Below are 16,747 nucleotides of genomic sequence, written 5' to 3' on the forward strand. Positions count from 1 at the left end.
GAATCGCCCTTGGGGAGAACCACCGCGGGAGCGGCGTGACCTTTAAGGTTCGGGTCACCTGGGATGCTGTCATCGACAGCGTTTGCACGGCCAGTTCTACGCCTGTGGATAAACCCGGTCAAGGGCCGAAATTCAGCGCTACTTGGGACCTGAAAAGCGGTTATCCACCGGTGGAATTCCGTGGTAAATCCCGGACAACGTCGTGGCTTTTAGCTCTTCAAAGTGAGGTCCATCCAAACAGGGCGGCTTTGCAGCCCTGTTTGGATGGACCCGCGTGAAAGAGCAGCCAGCGCCGATCTTGCAGGCTCACCCGCGATTGAATGCGCCATGGCCATTTGGCAAGGCGGTGACGTTATCGCCTACCGGGTGGGCAAACTCATGCGGGGTGACATGGCCCGATCTGTTGGCATCGATGTAGTTACTCCACCACGCCATGATCAACCGACGTTGCTCCAGAAATTGGGCCTTGTGAATGTAAGCAGCGCGCACGCGGTTACGCTCCTGATGGCTCATCTGCCGCTCAATTGCCGCGTCCGTCCATAGCCCTGATTCGAGCAAGGCACTACAAGCCATGGTCCTGAAACCATGCCCGCAGACGTCCTTGGTGGTGTCGTACCCCATATTGCGCAGCACCTGGTTAACCGTATTCTCCGACAAGGGCTTCCAATATCTGTGGTCGCCGGGCAAAACCAGTTCAGAGAAGCGATTCAAGCTGCGAAGCCGTTCAAGGATTTCGATGACTTGAGGCGACAGCGGTACTATCTGAATGTCCCCACTCATCTTGGTCCCGCGAGTGGAATAGCGAACGCCTTCAATCGGCTTACGGGTATCGGGGATCTCCCACATCGCCCTTTGCAGATCGAATTCATCCCACCGTGCAAAGCGCAGTTCGCTGGAGCGCACAAACACATGCAACGTCAACAGCACTGCGAGCCGGGTCAGCTCGCGACCGGTGTAGTTGTCGATTCGGCTCAACAATTCAGGAAGGCGATTCAGCGAGAGAGCAGGACGGTGCACGGTGCGCGGCGCTTGAATCGAACCGGCCAGATCGAGCGCCGGATTTTGAGTGATCTGCCGCGCCCGCTTCGCGCCCCGCATGATCGTGGAGAGATAGTTCTGCACACGCAGCGCTACATCCATGGTGCCGCGATCCTTGATCCGCTGGGTGACCTCAAGGAGATCATGGGTGTCGAGTTCAGCGATAGGCCGCTGGCCGATTAGTGGAAACACATGGGTACGCAACCTGCTCAGCACCGTCTTGGCGTGCCCCTCAGTCCAGCGCCGGGACATTTCGACATGCCACTCCAAGGCGACAGTTTCAAAGAGGAGACTCGCCCGCTGGGCTGCGATCTTGGCCTTCTGCTTTTCTTCCATCGGATCAAGGTTATCGAGCAACAGAGCCTTAGCCTCATCGCGCTTGGTCCTCGCGACGGCCAACGAAACGATGGGGTACTTGCCGATGATCAGCGTGCCTTCCTTGCCGTTGGGTTTGAAATACCGCAACCGCCAAGTCTTCGAGCCACTGGGCGCGACGTACAGGTACATACCCCCGCCGTCGAACAGCTTGTAGGCGCGATCACGCGGTTTGGCCGTGCGGCATTTGAGGTCGCTGAGCGGAGTGGCTAGGCGTGGCATAGGGGTACGTTCTCCATTCAGGAAAGACGCTGTACCCCAAAAATACCCCCGGTTTTTGGGGATTTTGTTGGTTCCCGACGGAGGGTCGTGGAAACGAAAAACCGGCCATAAGTCCGGTTTAGAGGGCTTCCAAAGCATTCAGCGGAATGCAGTGGAGCTGGATTTGGTGCCGGAGACAGGAATCGAACCTGCGACCTTCGCGTTACGAGTGCGCTGCTCTACCGACTGAGCTACACCGGCGTGTTGCGCAACGTACCACTGCCGTGTCGGTTACGCAAACCCCTGTTTCACCTCACTTTCATTGCACCGTGCAGCCGTTGGGCGCGAGGTCTTCCTCTACCGTGGTCACGCAGGTCCAGCCTGCCTGGGTACGCGCCAGGGTCACGGTCTTGCCCAGCACATTGGCCGGTGCGTCGGCCAGGGTGCAGGCGATGCTGGCGGTGCCGTCGGCGGCCTTGCCGCTGGCGGTGATCGCGCAATGGGCGGTGGCGGGCTGGCCGCCGAGGCTGGCGACGTCGGGTACGTCCTTGCCGTCGTTCAGGCGGATGTCCATCGGCGTTTTCAACGAGGAGATCTCCAGCAGCGCGGCGGTAGCCTTGGCGCGGGCCTGGTGGTTGGTGTACATGGGGATGGCGATGGTCGCCAGGATGCCGATGATCGCGACGACGATCATCAGTTCGATCAGGGTGATACCTCGTTGCCCTTTCATGAACAGTCTTCCTTCGTGATACGTGGAGGCGCGGCGGGCGCTTTGCTGTGTGGCGCGCCCCGGCCGGCAGGCGCGCAGTAGGCCTGAACCGACACCTTTTGTCACCCCTGCGCGGCGGGGCGTCATCTTCGCTGGACTACTCTAGTGAGCCACAGGGAAACGCGCCCGGCAGCAGGCCGGGCAAGCTGTTACCGGGCTTTTCGCCCTCGTGCAAAAGGACTCTCGCCATGCCTCCTTCCACCCGTCTGTACGCCTGGGAAGGCGTCGATGCCAGCGGCGCGCCGCAACAGGGCCAGCACACTGGGCGCAGCCCGGCGTTCGTGCAGGCGTGGTTGCGCCAGCAGGGGATTCGCGCGACTCGGGTGCGGTTGGCGGGTGGGCTGCGCTGGCGCTGGCCGCAACGGGCGGGCAAGGTGGATGCGCCGGGGTTCAGCCGGCAGCTGGCAACCTTGCTCACGGCGGGGGTTCCGCTGTTGCAGGCGTTCGAGGTGATGGCGCGCAGCACGGTGAACAGCGCCATGGCGGCGTTGCTGGCGCGGTTGCAACAGGATGTGGCGGCGGGGTTGGGTTTGGCGGATGCCTTGCAGCGCCATCCGGGGTGGTTCGATGCGCTGTACTGCAACCTGGTGCGGGTGGGCGAGCAGTCGGGCACGCTGGACCGGCAGCTGGAGCAGATGGCGACCATGCTGGAGAAACGCCAGGCGCTGCGGCAGAAGGTGCGCAAGGCAATGCTGTATCCGGCGCTGTTGCTGCTCACGGGGCTGGGGGTGGCGGCGTTGTTGCTGCTGGAGGTGGTGCCGCGGTTCCAGGGGTTGTTCGCCAGTTTCGACAAGGCACTGCCGGCGTTCACCCAGTGGGTGATCGATTTATCCACAGGGCTGGGCAATCACGTCGGGTGGTTGGTGCTGTTGATAACTGCGCTGGGGTTTGGGGTGCAGGCGTTGTACCGGCGGCATCTGCCGGCGCGCCTGTGGATATTGCGCGGGGTGTTGCGGGTGCCGGTGGTGGGCACCTTGCTCGGGCAGGCGGCGCTGGCGCGATTTGCCCGTAGCCTGGCGACCTCTTATGCCGCCGGGGTGGCGTTGCTGGATGCGCTGGCCACGGTGGCGCCGGTGAGTGGTGACAGCCTGCACGAGCGGGCGATCCTCAAGTTGCGCCAGGACGTGGCCAGCGGCATGGGCCTGCAGCAGGCGATGGAGGCGGATGCGCTGTTCCCGCCGCTGTTGCGCCAGCTGGTGGCGGTGGGCGAAGCCAGCGGCACCCTCGACCGGATGCTGGACAAGGCCGCGCTGCATTACGAAGAACAGGTGAGCCAGGCGCTGGAGCAGTTGACCACGCTGCTGGAGCCGGCCATCGTGCTGATCCTCGGGCTGCTGGTGGGGGGCCTCGTCGTGGCGATGTATTTGCCGATCTTCCAGTTGGGTAGCCTGATCTGAACATGAATGCCTGGACCGTAATCGTCGATCATCCGCCGTTTTTCTACGCTCTGGCCGCAGTGCTGGGGCTGCTGGTGGGCAGTTTTCTCAATGTGCTGGCGTACCGGCTGCCGATCATGCTCGAGCGCCAGTGGCAGCGAGAGGCGCAGGAGGTGCTGGGGCTGCCGCAGGCCGAGCACGAGCGCTTCGACCTGTGCCTGCCGGCTTCGCGCTGCCCGCACTGCCAGCGCCAGATTCGCGCGTGGGAAAACATTCCTGTGCTGAGTTACCTGGCTTTGCGTGGGCGTTGCTCGGGGTGCAAGGCACGGATCAGTGCGCGTTATCCACTCGTGGAGCTGGCCACCGCGCTGCTGTCGCTGTTGGTCGCTTGGCATTTCGGGCCAGGCGTGGAGGCGCTGGCAGTGATGCTGCTGACCTGGGGATTGATCGCCTTGAGCCTGATCGATGCCGAGCACCAGTTGCTGCCGGATGTGCTGGTGCTGCCGCTGTTGTGGCTGGGGTTGATCGGCAACGCCTTCGGGCTGCTGGTGCCGCTGAGCGATGCGCTGTGGGGCGCGGTGGCGGGTTACCTGAGTTTGTGGTCGGTGTACTGGGTCTTCAAGCTGATCACCGGCAAGGAGGGCATGGGCTTTGGCGACTTCAAGCTGCTGGCCATGCTCGGTGCCTGGGGCGGCTGGCAGATCCTGCCGCTGACCTTGATGCTGGCGTCCTTGGTGGGGGCGCTGATCGGGCTGACCCTGGTGCGTTTCAAGCGCACGCAAATGGGCGCGGCATTGCCTTTCGGGCCTTATCTGGCCATTGCGGGGTGGATCGCATTGCTCTGGGGTGATGAAATAGTCGCCTCATACCTGCAACTGCTTGGAACCTGATGAGCACAGCGCCCTTCACACCCTGGATTCTTGGCCTCACTGGCGGCATCGGCAGCGGTAAGAGCGCCGCCGCCGAACGTTTCGTCGAACTGGGCGTGCACCTGGTCGATGCCGACCAGGCCGCGCGCTGGGTCGTCGAGCCGGGGCGCCCTGCCCTGGCCAGCATCGTCGAGCGCTTTGGCGCAGGCGTGCTGCAGGCGGACGGCCAGCTCGACCGTGGCGCCCTGCGCCAGCTGATCTTCGCCGACCCGAGCCAACGGCAATGGCTGGAACAACTGCTGCACCCGCTGATCGGCCAGGAGATCTTCAGCTACCTGGCCAAGGCCGAGACGCCCTATGCGGTGTACGTTTCGCCGCTGTTGATCGAGTCGGGGCAGCACCAGAAGACCCAGCGCATCCTGGTGATCGACGCGCCGACCGAGTTGCAGGTGCAACGCACCTTGGCCCGCGACAACACCAGCGCGGAACAGGTGCAGGCGATTCTCAAGGCCCAGCTGGCCCGGGAAGAACGCCTGCGCCATGCCGATGACGTGGTGGTCAACGATCGTGACCTGCAATCGCTGCACGACGAGATCGACCGCCTGCACCACTTTTACCTGACTTTACGAGGAGGCCAGCCATGAGCCAGCCGATGACCGTTGATTGCCCGACCTGCGGGGCGCCTGTGGAATGGGGCGAGAAGAGCCCGTTCCGGCCGTTCTGCTCGGACCGCTGCAAGTTGATCGACCTGGGCGCCTGGGCGGCCGAGGAGCACAAGATCGCCGGGGCGGAGGAGTCCGAGGATGAGCTGTATTCGGGGGATCTGGAGCCGCGGCACTAAACGGATCGCGCAGCCTTGACAACAGCTGCTGCTTGAATCCTGGGGCCGCGTTGCGGCCCATCGCTGGCAAGCCAGCTCCCACAGGGACGGCGCTTGGCTTTAGGTTTACGCGGTCGGTGTGGGAGCCGGCTTGCCGGCAAGAGGCCACTCGATAACGCTTTAGCGCTCTTCATCCTTCCACGGCGCCTGCAAATAGCGGCTGCGGTTGAAGGTCTCCAGCCACTCCGGGCAGAACACCACCAGCGCACTGATCACAGTGCCATTGATGAACGCCTCGGGGAACATCATCAGCCATAGGTAGCCAACAAAGTCGCTTAGCCATTCCGGCATGGCGAAACGCTCGTCCATCCACAGCACCCCCAACCCCGCCGCCAGGCACAGCAACACCGTCAACGCCGCCGGGAAAAACCCGCAACAGAAGATATAAACGAACAGGTTACGCGGCTGGGCGCGCTCGACCAGGATCGCGCACACCTCGGTGACCAGCACCGGCAGGCCGACGATCAGCAGGCCATTGACGCCGATGGCGGCGAGGTCCTGGCGGCCCATCAGCAACAGGCCAAGCTGGGCGAGAAAGCCGCCGAGCACGGCCAATGGCCAGTCCAGCAGCAGGGTGACGGCGGTCATGCCGATGAAGTGGTACGACACCCCGGTATCGAAGTCGCGGCGCACCAGCCAGAGTATGAACAGGCAGAACACCGTGCCGAACAGCAGGTGCTGGCGGCGGGTGTCAGTGAACAGCTCGACCCAGCGGGTGCGGCTGGCGGCCCAGATCAGCAGGGGCACGTAACCTATCCAGCCAAGGGTAAGGCTGGTGCTGGACAAGACTTGTGCGCTGATCACCTGAACAATATCCCTGTCGGCCATGTGGACAAGCCTGAGTCTACACCCATTCTCCCTTTCAGCCGGTTGCTATAGGCTGGCACCTCATTTCGATGCAGGACGCGTCCACCATGCCTGAAGGACTTAACCTGCCGCTGCTGCTCGGCGCGGCGTTCAGCGCCATCGCCGGCGTGCTGCACCTGGCGGTGATCGCCGTTGGCCCGCGCTGGTACCGCTTGTTCGGCGCCGGCGAGCGCATGGCCAGGGCGGCGGAGCAAGGGCGCGCCTACCCGGCCCTGGTCACCGCGGCAATCGCGGCGGTGTTGCTGGGGTGGTCAGCCTATGCGTTGTCGGCGGCCGGGCTGATCCGCCCATTACCCTTGCTGTTGCCGATGATCTGCCTCATCACCCTGGTGTACCTGGCGCGCGGCCTGCTGGGGCCGCTGATATTGGCCGGCACCGGGCGCAGCCGGCGGTTTATCGCGGTCAGTTCGGCCATTTGCCTGGGCGGCGGGCTGTTGCATCTGCTGGGGGTGGTGCAGCAATGGCTGGTGCTGGGCTGATTCCTACGCACAAACAGCATCTTACCGTCATCAATTAGCGACTAAGCTTGTCCCCATGGATGACTCAGACTACCTGCGCCTGCTTACCATCCAGGCCGAGCAAGCCAATGCGTTCCTGTCCAATGCCCGCAAATGGGAGCGCGAGCGTTGGGTTTGCCAGCGCCTGCTGCAAGGGCTGAACATCCCCTACCGCAGCGAGGACTTCACCCCGGCCGGGCAAGAGCCACCGGACGTGCTGTTCCGCGACGCGGCGTTCGAGGTGTTCTTCGTGCTCGACGAGGGCCGCCGGCTCAACGATGAATGGCGCGAGGAGCTGCAACGGCGGCGCAGCGCCTTCTCCCTGGCCCAGCTGGTGCGCCGCGAGCAGCGGCCCCGGCGCATCAGCGCCCAGGAGCTGCTGGCGCGCCTGGCGCCGACCCTGCGCAAGAAGTCGCACAACTACCGCGAGCGCGGGCTGGACCTGAGCGAGCTGGACATCATCGCCTTCGCCAGCCTCAAGCGCGAGGTGCTCGACCTCAACAGCCATTTCCCGCCGCCCACCGAGTACCTGCGCCAGGGCTGGCGGTCGCTGTCGCTGGTGGGGCCGACCTTCGCCCGGGTGCTGTTCGCCCACCCGGACGCGCCGGATTTCCTGCGCGGCAACCTGGGGCGCAGCATCGTGTTCGACGTAGGCATCAGTCTTTGATCCAGTGCCGGGTGTCTTTGCGATCACGTACACTCGGCGCCAGGGATAGAAAGCATTATCATTCGACCCATGCGTTTGCGTGAGCGCTGTGGCGTGCACGCAGTCACGAACGTCTATCTGACGAGGCCCACCATGACCAGCCGCCTGAATCCTGAAGATCAGCGTCGCGTCGATGAGTATCTGAGCGCCCCCCAGCATCAAGTCGAGCGCCGGCCCTTCCGGCCGTGGCTGCTCCTGCTGCTGGTGGTGGCCGTGACCATCGGTCTGGGCCTGTTGAGCCGCCTGCTGAGTGGACTGGTGCTATGAGCTGCCTCGCGCTCGCCCGCCCCTCATGCCGGATGCGGCCGGACCTTGTGTCCACGAATTCCGTAAAACTTGTGAGATATCCCCATGACTCATCGCATCGTGATTGTCGGCGGCGGCGCCGGCGGCCTGGAACTGGCGACCCGCCTGGGTAAAAGCCTGGGCAAGCGCAAACAGGCCGAGATCACCCTGGTTGATGCCAACCTGACGCACATCTGGAAGCCACTGCTGCACGAAGTGGCGGCCGGCTCGCTGAACTCCTCGGAAGACGAACTGAACTACGTGGCCCAGGCCAAGTGGAACCACTTCAACTTCCAGATGGGGCGCATGAGCGGCCTGGACCGCGAAAGCAAACTGATCCAGCTGGCCGCGACCCTCGACGACGAGGGCCGTGAGCTGCTGCCTGCGCGCACCATCGGCTACGACACCCTGGTGATCGCCGTGGGCAGCAACACCAACGACTTCGGCACCCTCGGCGCGGCGCAGCACTGCCTGTTCCTCGACAGCCGCAAGCAGGCCGAGCGCTTCCATCAGCAACTGCTCAACCACTACCTGCGCGCCCACGCGGGTGATGTGGCCAGCGAGCAGATCAGCGTGGCCATCGTCGGCGCCGGTGCCACCGGCGTGGAGCTGGCGGCCGAGCTGCACAACGCCGCCCACGAGCTGGCAGCCTATGGCCTGGACAAGATCCAGCCGAAAGACATGCACATCACCCTCATCGAAGCGGGCCCACGGGTGTTGCCGGCGCTGCCGGAGCGCATCAGCGTGCCGGTGCACAAGACCCTGGAAAAACTCGGGGTGACGGTGATGACCAACGCCGCGGTCAGCGAAGTGACCGCCGATGGCCTGAAGACCGCCTCGGGCGAAGTCATCCAGGCCAGCCTCAAGGTCTGGGCGGCGGGCATTCGCGCGCCGGGCTTCCTCAAGGACATCGACGGCCTGGAGACCAACCGCATCAACCAGCTGGTGGTGCGCCCGACCCTGCAGAGCACCCTGGACGACAACATCTTCGCCTTCGGCGACTGCGCCGCCTGCCCGCAGCCGGGCACCGACCGCAACGTGCCGCCACGGGCCCAGGCCGCGCACCAGCAGGCCTCGCTGCTGGCCAAGAGCCTCAAGCTGCGCCTGGAGAACAAACCGCTGCCGACCTACGAGTACAAGGACTACGGCTCGCTGGTATCGCTGTCGCGCTTCTCGGCGGTGGGCAACTTGATGGGTAACCTGATGGGCAGCGTGAAGCTGGAGGGCTGGTTGGCGCGGATGTTCTATGTGTCGCTGTACCGGATGCACCAGATGGCGCTGTACGGGACCTTCCGCACCTTGATGCTGATGCTGGGCAGCAAGATTGGCCGGGGCACTGAGCCGCGCCTAAAGCTGCACTGAGGCTTCCAGCCCTTGAGGTTGCTCTGTAGGAGCGGCTTCAGCCGCGATGCAGGCACTGCGGTGCCTGGCACCCGCTTTGCGGGTGATCGCGGCTGAAGCCGCTCCTACAGGGATCGAGCCGAATCAACGCGGCCGCTACTGTTTACTTGACCACGCGATACGTGCTCTGCACGAACCCACTCTCGTAACTGGTCGTCTTCATGTGCTGCAACAGCACATCCTTCGCCAACTCGCCGAACAACGGTATCCCCTGCCCCAGCAGCACGGGGATGCGGGTGATGGTCAGCTCATCCACCAGCCCCTCGCGCAAGAACCCCTGAATCAGCTTGCCGCCATCCAGGTACAGGCTCTTTGCGCCTGTGGCCTGCAGGTGCTCGAGCAGCGCCGGGATCGGCCCCGGGTGCAGCTCGACGCGCCCTGACACCCCCCTGGGCAGTGCCTCGAGCGTACTGCTGACCACCACCACTCGCGTATCAGGGTACGGCCACTCACCAAAGGTCATGACCTTGTCGAAGGTGCCGCGCCCCATTACCAACGTATCGACGCCCGCCATGAAACCGGCATAGCCATGGTCGTCGCTGGACTGAGTCGCCCCCATCAACCAATCGAGGCCGCCGTCTTCGCGGGCGATAAAGCCATCCAGGCTGGTGGCAATGAAAACACTGGCTTTGAGTGGCATGCGCGGGCTCTCCTGCGGGCGAAGGCCACAGGGTAGCAAAGGGCGGGGATATAAATCGCGGACAAAAGAAAAAGGGCATCTCATTCGAGATGCCCTTTTTACATGGTGGGTCGTGTAGGATTCGAACCTACGACCAATTGGTTAAAAGCCAACTGCTCTACCAACTGAGCTAACGACCCGGAAAATGGTCGGGGTGAGGGGATTCGAACTCCTGACATCCTGCTCCCAAAGCAGGCGCGCTACCGGACTGCGCTACACCCCGAGATTGGCTCCGCGACCTGGACTCGAACCAGGGACCCAATGATTAACAGTCATTTGCTCTACCGACTGAGCTATCGCGGAACTGAACTTCGGTACATCTTTACTGCTTCGAAGCCTGTGTTAGCTTCGATCTCTTTGGCTATCCGCTTTCGCGTTGTCGCTGCTGAGGCCGGCTATTCTACATTCTTCGTTTTGCTTGTCAACCACTTTTTTTCGTTCAACTTACTGATTTGTAAGTTATTTTCAGATCGTCGGTGTTGCTGGCGATCTGCTCAGTGCCTGACAGCGGGGCGAATATTAGGGGCACTCTGATTTTTGTGCAAGCACTTTTTTCAAAATTTTCAGCAAGTTAGCTGGGAAGCCGGAAAATCAGGGGTTTGCGCTGCCTGCACTGGCCTTATCGCGGGGCAAGCCCGCTCCCACGCATTGGGTATCTTCTGGCGCAGATCGGCGTGGGAGCGGGCTTGCCCCGCGATACGGCCGGACAGCACACATAAAAAAGCCCCGCATACGCGGGGCTCTTCGTTTACTGCAGGTCAGCCAAAGACGATCTCGTCGCCCTCCACCTTCGCGGTAATCGCCGCACCCGGCAGGAACTCGCCCGCCAGGATCAACTGCGCCAGCGGGTTCTCGATCCAGCGCTGGATCGCACGCTTCAATGGCCGTGCGCCATACACCGGGTCGTAACCGACGGCGATCAGCTTGTCCAACGCCTCCGGGCTCAGGCTCAGCGACAGCTCGCGCTCGGCCAGGCGACCACGCAGGCGGCCAAGCTGGATCTCGGTGATACCGGCGATCTGCTCGCGGCCCAGCGGTTCGAACACCACCACTTCGTCGATGCGGTTGATGAACTCCGGGCGGAAGTGCGCGCCCACCGCATCCATCACCGCCGCACGCTGCGCTTCGCGGTCACCGGCCAGTTCCTGGATCTGCGCCGAGCCCAGGTTGGAGGTCATCACGATCACGGTGTTGCGGAAGTCCACGGTGCGGCCGTGGCTGTCGGTCAGGCGGCCATCTTCCAGCACCTGCAGCAGCACGTTGAACACATCCGGGTGGGCTTTCTCCACCTCGTCGAGCAGCACCACCGAGTACGGCTTGCGGCGCACGGCCTCGGTCAGGTAACCGCCCTCTTCATAGCCCACGTACCCTGGCGGGGCACCGATCAGACGCGCCACGGAGTGTTTCTCCATGAACTCGGACATGTCGATGCGCACCATGGCCTCTTCGGTGTCGAAGAGGAACTCGGCCAGCGCCTTGCACAGTTCGGTCTTGCCCACCCCGGTGGGCCCAAGGAACAGGAACGAACCACTCGGGCGGTTGGGGTCGGACAGCCCGGCGCGGGAACGGCGCACGGCGTTGGCCACGGCGGTCACCGCCTCGTCCTGGCCGATCACCCGTTCGTGCAGCAGGCTTTCCATCTTCAGCAGCTTCTCACGCTCGCCTTCGAGCATCTTCGCCACCGGGATTCCGGTCCACTTGGACACCACTTCGGCAATCTCTTCCTCGGTGACCTTGTTGCGCAGCAGCTGGTTGTCGGTCTTGCCGTGCTGGTCGACCATCTGCAGGCTGCGCTCCAGGTCCGGGATCACCCCGTACTGCAGCTCGGCCATGCGGCTGAGGTCGCCCTTGCGGCGCGCGGCTTCCAGTTCCTGGCGGGCCTGCTCGATCTTCTGCTGGATCTGCGCCGAACCTTGCACCTCGGCCTTTTCCGAGGCCCAGATTTCTTCGAGGTCGGAATACTCGCGCTCCAGACGCTCGATTTCCTCGGTCAGTTTTTCCAGGCGTTTCTTCGCCGCTTCGTCTTCTTCCTTCTTCAGCGCCTGGGATTCCACCTTCAGCTGGATCAGGCGCCGGTCGAGGCGGTCGAGCACCTCCGGCTTGGAGTCGATCTCCATGCGGATGCGGCTGGCGGCTTCGTCGATCAGGTCGATGGCCTTGTCCGGCAGCTGACGGTCGGTGATGTAGCGGTGGCTGAGCTTGGCCGCGGCAATGATCGCGCCGTCGGTGATGGCCACCTTGTGGTGCACTTCATAGCGTTCTTTCAGGCCGCGCAGGATAGCGATGGTATCTTCCTCGCTCGGCTCCTCGACCAGCACCTTCTGGAAACGGCGCTCGAGGGCTGCGTCCTTCTCGATGAACTGGCGGTACTCGTTGAGCGTGGTGGCGCCTACGCAGTGCAGTTCGCCACGGGCCAGGGCCGGCTTGAGCATGTTGCCGGCGTCCATGGCGCCCTCGCCCTTGCCGGCGCCGACCATGGTGTGCAGCTCGTCGATGAACAGGATGATCTGGCCTTCCTGCTTGCTCAGTTCGTTGAGCAGGCCTTTGAGGCGCTCTTCGAACTCGCCGCGGTACTTGGCGCCTGCGATCAGCGCGCCCATGTCCAGCGCCAGCAGGCGCTTGCCCTTGAGGCCATCGGGCACTTCGCCGTTGATGATGCGCTGGGCCAGGCCTTCGGCGATGGCGGTCTTGCCGACGCCGGGCTCACCGATCAACACCGGGTTGTTCTTGGTACGGCGTTGCAGCACCTGGATGGTGCGGCGGATCTCGTCGTCACGGCCGATTACCGGGTCGAGCTTGCCTTCCTCGGCGCGCTTGGTCAGGTCGACGGTGTACTTGTCCAGGGCCTGGCGCGATTCCTCGGCGTTGGCGTCGTTCACTGCCGCGCCGCCGCGCAGGTTGTTGATGGCGTTTTCCAGGGCCTTCTTGCTCACGCCCTGGCCGAGCAGCAACTTGCCGACCTTGCTGTTCTCGTCCATGGCGGCGAGCAGCACCAGCTCGCTGGAGATGAACTGGTCACCCTTCTGCTGGGCCAGGCGGTCCGCCTGGTTGAGCAGGCGCGCCAGGTCCTGGGACATGTTCACGTCGCCGGTGGGGTTCTGGATTTTCGGCAGCTGGTCAAGCTCTTTGGTCAGCGCCTTGCGCAGGCTGTTGACGTCGAAGCCGACCTGCATCAGCAGCGGCTTGATCGAGCCGCCCTGCTGGTCGATCAGCGCCTGCAGCAGGTGCAGGGGCTCGATGGCCGGGTGGTCCATGCCCACGGCCAGGGATTGGGAATCGGATAACGCGAGTTGCAGCTTGCTGGTCAGTCGGTCTATTCGCATGGGGGATACCTTCCTTTAAAGGGCAGGCGGAGCGATGGACAGCACCTGTAATGATGAACCTGCCTGAGATGACCAATAGATAAGGGTGATTCTGGAAGATTCAAGCGTAGCGGGGTTGACGGAGGTCAGCAGGGTGGTGGTGGGATTGATATTGCCGGGGCTGCTGCGCAGCCCAATCGCCGGCAAGCCGGCTCCCACGGGGGCAGTACAGACTTTGGCATGTGGGAGCTGGCTTGCCAGCGATTGGGCCGCGAAGCGGCCCCAGGCTCAGCGAGGGCTGAGCCACACCAGTGAAGCAAACCGCCCACCCTGAGGGGTGCGGCGGTAGGAGAAAAAGCGCGGATCACTGACAGTGCAGAACCCACCGCCATACACGGCAGTAACACCGCATGCAGCCAGGCGAATCCGCGCCAGCTGGTAGATATCGGCCATCAGCTTGCCCGGCCGCTCGCCGTCGACGAACGCCACGGCTGCCTCGGGATGCACGGCGGTAAATGCATCGCGCACCTCCATGCCCACCTCGAACGCCTGCGGTCCGATGGCCGGGCCCAGCCACACCAGCACCTCTTCAGGTGGCAGGGCCAGGCGGTCGAGGGTGGCTTCCAGCACGCCACCGGCCAACCCGCGCCAGCCGGCATGGGCGGCGGCCACGCGGGTGCCGGCGCGGTCGCAGAACAGGGCCGGCAGGCAATCGGCGGTCATCACGGTGCAGGCGATGCCCGGCTGGTCGCTCCAGCTGGCATCGGCCTCGGCGACCACGGCGGGATCGGCATCGGCCACCACCAGCCCGTGCACCTGCTTGAGCCAGGCGGGCTGGATGGCGAATTCGTCGCTCAGGCGACGACGGTTCTCGGCAACCGCAGCGGGGTCATCGCCCACATGATCGCCAAGATTGAAGGATTCATAGGGCGGCAGGCTGACGCCGCCCTCGCGGGTGGTGACACAGGCGCGTACCGAGGCCGGGGCCGGCCAGTCGGGAATGATCAGCGCCTGCGTCAGGCCACTCATCCGATGAAGCTCTCGCGGTCGTCGTTGAGCAGCGACAGCAGCCAGAGGAAGTCGTCCGGCAGCGGCGAGGCCCATTCCATGCGCTCACCGGTGGTCGGGTGATCCAGGGCCAGGAAGCGGGCGTGCAGGGCCTGGCGCGGGAAGTTCTTCACCGCCTCGACCATGGCCACGCTGGCGGCCGGCGGAATGCGGAAGCGCACGCCGTAGGTCTGGTCGCCGACCAGCGGATAGCCCACATGCGCCATGTGCACACGGATCTGGTGGGTACGGCCGGTCTCCAGCTTGACCCGCACATGGGTGTGCGAGCGGAAGCGCTTGAGCACGCGGTAGTGGCTGACGGCTGGCTTGCCGCCATCGGTGACCGCCATGCGCTGGCGCTCGCCGCCATGGCGGCCGATCGGGGCGTCGATCTTGCCACCGGCGATCACCACGCCGACCACGATGCACTCGTAGATGCGGCTGACCGAGCGCTTCTGCAGCTGGTCGACCAGGTTGGTCTGCGCCTGCAGGGTCTTGGCCACCACCATCAGGCCCGTGGTGTCCTTGTCCAGGCGGTGCACGATACCGGCGCGCGGTACGTTGATGATGTCCGGCACATGGTGCAGCAGGGCATTGAGCAGGGTGCCGTCGGGGTGCCCCGCCGCCGGGTGGACCACCAGCCCGGCCGGCTTGTTGATCACCAGGATCTGGTCATCTTCATAGACGATGTCCAGCTCGATGTCCTGAGCCACCCATTCGCCCTGGGCCTCCTGCTCGGCCTCGAGGGCCAGGATGGAGCCGGTGTGGACGGTGTCGCGCGGCCGCAGCACCGCGCCATCGACGGTCAGGCGGCCATCTTTGATCCACGAGGACAGGCGCGAACGCGAGTACTCGGCGAACAATTGGGCGGCGACCTGGTCGAGGCGTTGGCCGCCCAGTTCGGACGGGACCTCTGCGCTAAGTTGAATGATCTCGGACATGCTCGAATCGACGGGCGTTCAGCCTTTGGTTTCGGCTGCGCGCTTGTGGTTAAATACGGCTTCTTTTGCCCCGGGGTTTGGCCGGGGGCGCTCATCATAACAGGACGGCACCGCCCAAGACAGCGGCCGTCAAAGGGACGCAAGCCGCCATGCAAGTGAAACACCTGCTGCTGATCGCCATCCTCGGGCTCACCGCTGCCTGTTCCTCGAACAAGGAAGTCATTGACGAGAACCTCAGCGAGGCCGAGCTGTACCAGCAGGCGCAGGCCGACCTGGACAACTCCAGCTATACCAGCGCCGTGAACAAGCTCAAGGCCCTGGAGTCGCGCTACCCGTTCGGCCGCTACGCCGACCAGGCCCAGCTCGAGCTGATCTACGCCAACTACAAGAACTCCGAGCCGGAGGCCGCCAAGTCGGCTGCCGAGCGCTTCATCCGCCTGCACCCGCAGCACCCGAACGTCGACTACGCCTACTACCTCAAGGGCCTGACCTCGTTCGACCAGGACCGCGGCCTGCTGGCGCGCTTCCTGCCGCTGGACATGACCAAGCGTGACCCGGGCGCCGCCCGCGACTCGTACAACGAATTCGCCCAGCTGACCAGCCGCTTCCCCAACAGCCGCTACGCCCCGGACGCCAAGCAGCGCATGATCTACCTGCGCAACCTGCTGGCCTCCTACGAAATCCACGTGGCCAACTACTACCTGAGCCGCGAGGCTTATGTGGCCGCCGCCAACCGTGGCCGCTATGTGGTGGAGAACTTCCAGGAAACCCCGTCGGTGGGTGACGGCCTGGCGGTGATGGTCGAGTCGTACCAGCGCATGCACCTGGACGAACTGGCCGCCACCAGCCTCGAGACCCTCAAGCTCAACTACCCGGACCACCCGAGCCTGGTCGATGGCCAGTTCGTCACCAAGGTCGACGAAAACGGCAACCGCTCGTGGCTGTCCAAGGCCACCCTGGGCCTGATCGAGACCAAGACCCCGCTGCCGCCGGGCGAGACCCGCGCCAACCAGGACGTGGTCAAGCAGTTCCAGGACGCCCGCTCCGAGATGCCCGAAGAACTGCTGCCCAAGGACGAGAACGGCGACCCGATCCTGCCGGAAGGTCCGAAGGAAGCCGAGAAGGACCGCAGCTGGTTCAGCTACATGACCTTCGGTCTGTTCGACTGATACGTCGCATGCAAAGAAAGGGAGGCCCGAGGCCTCCCTTTTTTATTGGCCGCGTCCTAGACTGTCGCCTTCTTCATTCGACAAGCTGGACACCATGGTTCGCCTACTTTTCTGGATCGCCCTGATCGCCGCCGCGTTCTGGCTGTGGCGCAAGTTCAAGACCAGTCAGCAATCGCCTGCCGAACCGCGCCTGCAGGACCCGCTGCAGATGGTGCGTTGCGCCCATTGCGGCGTGCACCTGCCCAATGACCGGGCGTTGCAGTTGGGCAAGGAGTGGTATTGCAGCCAGCAACATCTGGAGCAAGGGCCGGGGCAACCGCGCTGAGCGAGGCTGCCCTGCGGCCT

Annotated in this window: 17 protein-coding genes and 4 tRNA genes; 10 read left to right on the forward strand and 11 right to left on the reverse strand. The window is 63.9% G+C overall.

What is annotated here, in order from left to right; translation table 11 throughout:
* Positions 1 to 306: 306 nt before the first annotated feature.
* The 3 genes from ACQ4OD_RS22785 to ACQ4OD_RS22795 all read right to left on the reverse strand — a co-directional run bounded on the left by ACQ4OD_RS22785 (position 307) and on the right by ACQ4OD_RS22795 (position 2,344).
* Positions 307 to 1,635: a tyrosine-type recombinase/integrase gene (locus tag ACQ4OD_RS22785; RefSeq protein WP_430944976.1), complete on the reverse strand. Its 1,329-nt coding sequence runs from the start codon at positions 1,633 to 1,635 to the stop codon at positions 307 to 309.
* A 164-nt stretch (positions 1,636 to 1,799) separates the two neighbouring features.
* Positions 1,800 to 1,875 (reverse strand) — tRNA-Thr (locus tag ACQ4OD_RS22790).
* A gap of 58 nt (positions 1,876 to 1,933) precedes the next feature.
* Positions 1,934 to 2,344 carry a pilin gene (locus ACQ4OD_RS22795; protein ID WP_430944977.1) on the reverse strand — a complete coding sequence of 137 codons (411 nt, stop codon included), beginning with the start codon at positions 2,342 to 2,344 and terminating at the stop codon, positions 1,934 to 1,936.
* 227 nt (positions 2,345 to 2,571) lie between these two features.
* On the opposite strand from ACQ4OD_RS22795, the gene ACQ4OD_RS22800 reads away from it, so the two are divergent.
* From ACQ4OD_RS22800 to yacG, 4 genes are read left to right on the forward strand one after another with little or no spacing between them, the layout of a single operon-like run.
* Positions 2,572 to 3,780: a type II secretion system F family protein gene (locus tag ACQ4OD_RS22800; RefSeq protein WP_430944978.1), complete on the forward strand. Its 1,209-nt coding sequence runs from the start codon at positions 2,572 to 2,574 to the stop codon at positions 3,778 to 3,780.
* A 2-nt stretch (positions 3,781 to 3,782) separates the two neighbouring features.
* Positions 3,783 to 4,649 carry a prepilin peptidase gene (locus ACQ4OD_RS22805; RefSeq protein ID WP_214500595.1) on the forward strand — a complete coding sequence of 289 codons (867 nt, stop codon included), beginning with the start codon at positions 3,783 to 3,785 and terminating at the stop codon, positions 4,647 to 4,649.
* Complete coding sequence (gene coaE, locus ACQ4OD_RS22810; RefSeq protein WP_038706809.1) at positions 4,649 to 5,272, forward strand: dephospho-CoA kinase; 624 nt, start codon at positions 4,649 to 4,651, stop codon at positions 5,270 to 5,272. The genes ACQ4OD_RS22805 and coaE overlap by 1 nt, the downstream gene beginning before the upstream one ends.
* Entirely contained in the window at positions 5,269 to 5,469 is a 201-nt protein-coding gene (gene yacG / locus ACQ4OD_RS22815; protein ID WP_011535705.1) for a DNA gyrase inhibitor YacG, read from the forward strand. The genes coaE and yacG overlap by 4 nt, the downstream gene beginning before the upstream one ends.
* A 159-nt stretch (positions 5,470 to 5,628) precedes the next feature.
* On the opposite strand, the gene ACQ4OD_RS22820 is transcribed toward yacG, so the two are convergent.
* Positions 5,629 to 6,336: an energy-coupling factor ABC transporter permease gene (locus tag ACQ4OD_RS22820; RefSeq protein ID WP_102682144.1), complete on the reverse strand. Its 708-nt coding sequence runs from the start codon at positions 6,334 to 6,336 to the stop codon at positions 5,629 to 5,631.
* A gap of 86 nt (positions 6,337 to 6,422) precedes the next feature.
* On the opposite strand from ACQ4OD_RS22820, the gene ACQ4OD_RS22825 reads away from it, so the two are divergent.
* From ACQ4OD_RS22825 to ACQ4OD_RS22840, 4 genes are all read left to right on the forward strand, one after another.
* Entirely contained in the window at positions 6,423 to 6,854 is a 432-nt protein-coding gene (locus tag ACQ4OD_RS22825; protein WP_430944979.1) for a hypothetical protein, read from the forward strand.
* A gap of 55 nt (positions 6,855 to 6,909) precedes the next feature.
* Positions 6,910 to 7,539 carry a DUF1780 domain-containing protein gene (locus tag ACQ4OD_RS22830; protein ID WP_038706811.1) on the forward strand — a complete coding sequence of 210 codons (630 nt, stop codon included), beginning with the start codon at positions 6,910 to 6,912 and terminating at the stop codon, positions 7,537 to 7,539.
* Positions 7,540 to 7,671: 132 nt separating this feature from the next.
* Positions 7,672 to 7,845 carry a DUF3094 family protein gene (locus ACQ4OD_RS22835; protein ID WP_023631877.1) on the forward strand — a complete coding sequence of 58 codons (174 nt, stop codon included), beginning with the start codon at positions 7,672 to 7,674 and terminating at the stop codon, positions 7,843 to 7,845.
* A gap of 84 nt (positions 7,846 to 7,929) precedes the next feature.
* The gene (locus tag ACQ4OD_RS22840) at positions 7,930 to 9,225 is read left to right on the forward strand and encodes an NAD(P)/FAD-dependent oxidoreductase (protein ID WP_258599843.1); all 1,296 of its coding nucleotides are present in this window, start codon (positions 7,930 to 7,932) and stop codon (positions 9,223 to 9,225) included.
* Positions 9,226 to 9,367: 142 nt separating this feature from the next.
* Here the strand turns inward: ACQ4OD_RS22840 and ACQ4OD_RS22845 are convergent, their stop codons facing one another.
* From ACQ4OD_RS22845 to rluD, 7 genes are all read right to left on the reverse strand, one after another.
* Complete coding sequence (locus tag ACQ4OD_RS22845) at positions 9,368 to 9,904, reverse strand: dihydrofolate reductase family protein (RefSeq protein ID WP_430944980.1); 537 nt, start codon at positions 9,902 to 9,904, stop codon at positions 9,368 to 9,370.
* A 103-nt stretch (positions 9,905 to 10,007) separates the two neighbouring features.
* Positions 10,008 to 10,083 (reverse strand) — tRNA-Lys (locus ACQ4OD_RS22850).
* A gap of 6 nt (positions 10,084 to 10,089) precedes the next feature.
* Positions 10,090 to 10,166: transfer RNA gene (locus ACQ4OD_RS22855), tRNA-Pro, on the reverse strand.
* A 4-nt stretch (positions 10,167 to 10,170) separates the two neighbouring features.
* Positions 10,171 to 10,246: transfer RNA gene (locus ACQ4OD_RS22860), tRNA-Asn, on the reverse strand.
* Positions 10,247 to 10,701: 455 nt separating this feature from the next.
* Positions 10,702 to 13,266, reverse strand: a complete 2,565-nt coding sequence (clpB, locus tag ACQ4OD_RS22865; RefSeq protein WP_023631670.1) for an ATP-dependent chaperone ClpB — start codon at positions 13,264 to 13,266, stop codon at positions 10,702 to 10,704.
* A gap of 267 nt (positions 13,267 to 13,533) precedes the next feature.
* Positions 13,534 to 14,274: a peptidoglycan editing factor PgeF gene (gene pgeF, locus ACQ4OD_RS22870; RefSeq protein WP_111532043.1), complete on the reverse strand. Its 741-nt coding sequence runs from the start codon at positions 14,272 to 14,274 to the stop codon at positions 13,534 to 13,536.
* Positions 14,271 to 15,233 carry a 23S rRNA pseudouridine(1911/1915/1917) synthase RluD gene (gene rluD / locus ACQ4OD_RS22875; protein ID WP_038706814.1) on the reverse strand — a complete coding sequence of 321 codons (963 nt, stop codon included), beginning with the start codon at positions 15,231 to 15,233 and terminating at the stop codon, positions 14,271 to 14,273. The genes pgeF and rluD overlap by 4 nt, the downstream gene beginning before the upstream one ends.
* Before the next feature lie 149 nt (positions 15,234 to 15,382).
* Between rluD and ACQ4OD_RS22880 the strand changes: the two genes are divergently transcribed.
* Both ACQ4OD_RS22880 and ACQ4OD_RS22885 read left to right on the forward strand, forming a co-directional pair.
* Positions 15,383 to 16,402: an outer membrane protein assembly factor BamD gene (locus ACQ4OD_RS22880; RefSeq protein WP_046854166.1), complete on the forward strand. Its 1,020-nt coding sequence runs from the start codon at positions 15,383 to 15,385 to the stop codon at positions 16,400 to 16,402.
* 94 nt (positions 16,403 to 16,496) lie between these two features.
* The gene (locus ACQ4OD_RS22885) at positions 16,497 to 16,727 is read left to right on the forward strand and encodes a PP0621 family protein (RefSeq protein WP_258599839.1); all 231 of its coding nucleotides are present in this window, start codon (positions 16,497 to 16,499) and stop codon (positions 16,725 to 16,727) included.
* Positions 16,728 to 16,747 lie beyond the last annotated feature (20 nt).

It is taken from the genome of Pseudomonas sp. WC1 (assembly GCF_050586565.1).
Classification (GTDB): domain Bacteria; phylum Pseudomonadota; class Gammaproteobacteria; order Pseudomonadales; family Pseudomonadaceae; genus Aquipseudomonas.

Bases quoted from the DNA above. Each gene is read 5' to 3' on its own strand.
- ACQ4OD_RS22785 (WP_430944976.1), bottom strand. From the start codon at position 1,635: ATGCCACGCCTAGCCACTCCGCTCAGCGACCTCAAATGCCGCACGGCC.
- ACQ4OD_RS22795 (WP_430944977.1), bottom strand. From the start codon at position 2,344: ATGAAAGGGCAACGAGGTATCACCCTGATCGAACTGATGATCGTCGTC.
- ACQ4OD_RS22800 (WP_430944978.1), top strand. From the start codon at position 2,572: ATGCCTCCTTCCACCCGTCTGTACGCCTGGGAAGGCGTCGATGCCAGC.
- ACQ4OD_RS22805 (WP_214500595.1), top strand. From the start codon at position 3,783: ATGAATGCCTGGACCGTAATCGTCGATCATCCGCCGTTTTTCTACGCT.
- coaE (WP_038706809.1), top strand. From the start codon at position 4,649: ATGAGCACAGCGCCCTTCACACCCTGGATTCTTGGCCTCACTGGCGGC.
- yacG (WP_011535705.1), top strand. From the start codon at position 5,269: ATGAGCCAGCCGATGACCGTTGATTGCCCGACCTGCGGGGCGCCTGTG.
- ACQ4OD_RS22820 (WP_102682144.1), bottom strand. From the start codon at position 6,336: ATGGCCGACAGGGATATTGTTCAGGTGATCAGCGCACAAGTCTTGTCC.
- ACQ4OD_RS22825 (WP_430944979.1), top strand. From the start codon at position 6,423: ATGCCTGAAGGACTTAACCTGCCGCTGCTGCTCGGCGCGGCGTTCAGC.
- ACQ4OD_RS22830 (WP_038706811.1), top strand. From the start codon at position 6,910: ATGGATGACTCAGACTACCTGCGCCTGCTTACCATCCAGGCCGAGCAA.
- ACQ4OD_RS22835 (WP_023631877.1), top strand. From the start codon at position 7,672: ATGACCAGCCGCCTGAATCCTGAAGATCAGCGTCGCGTCGATGAGTAT.
- ACQ4OD_RS22840 (WP_258599843.1), top strand. From the start codon at position 7,930: ATGACTCATCGCATCGTGATTGTCGGCGGCGGCGCCGGCGGCCTGGAA.
- ACQ4OD_RS22845 (WP_430944980.1), bottom strand. From the start codon at position 9,904: ATGCCACTCAAAGCCAGTGTTTTCATTGCCACCAGCCTGGATGGCTTT.
- clpB (WP_023631670.1), bottom strand. From the start codon at position 13,266: ATGCGAATAGACCGACTGACCAGCAAGCTGCAACTCGCGTTATCCGAT.
- pgeF (WP_111532043.1), bottom strand. From the start codon at position 14,274: ATGAGTGGCCTGACGCAGGCGCTGATCATTCCCGACTGGCCGGCCCCG.
- rluD (WP_038706814.1), bottom strand. From the start codon at position 15,233: ATGTCCGAGATCATTCAACTTAGCGCAGAGGTCCCGTCCGAACTGGGC.
- ACQ4OD_RS22880 (WP_046854166.1), top strand. From the start codon at position 15,383: ATGCAAGTGAAACACCTGCTGCTGATCGCCATCCTCGGGCTCACCGCT.
- ACQ4OD_RS22885 (WP_258599839.1), top strand. From the start codon at position 16,497: ATGGTTCGCCTACTTTTCTGGATCGCCCTGATCGCCGCCGCGTTCTGG.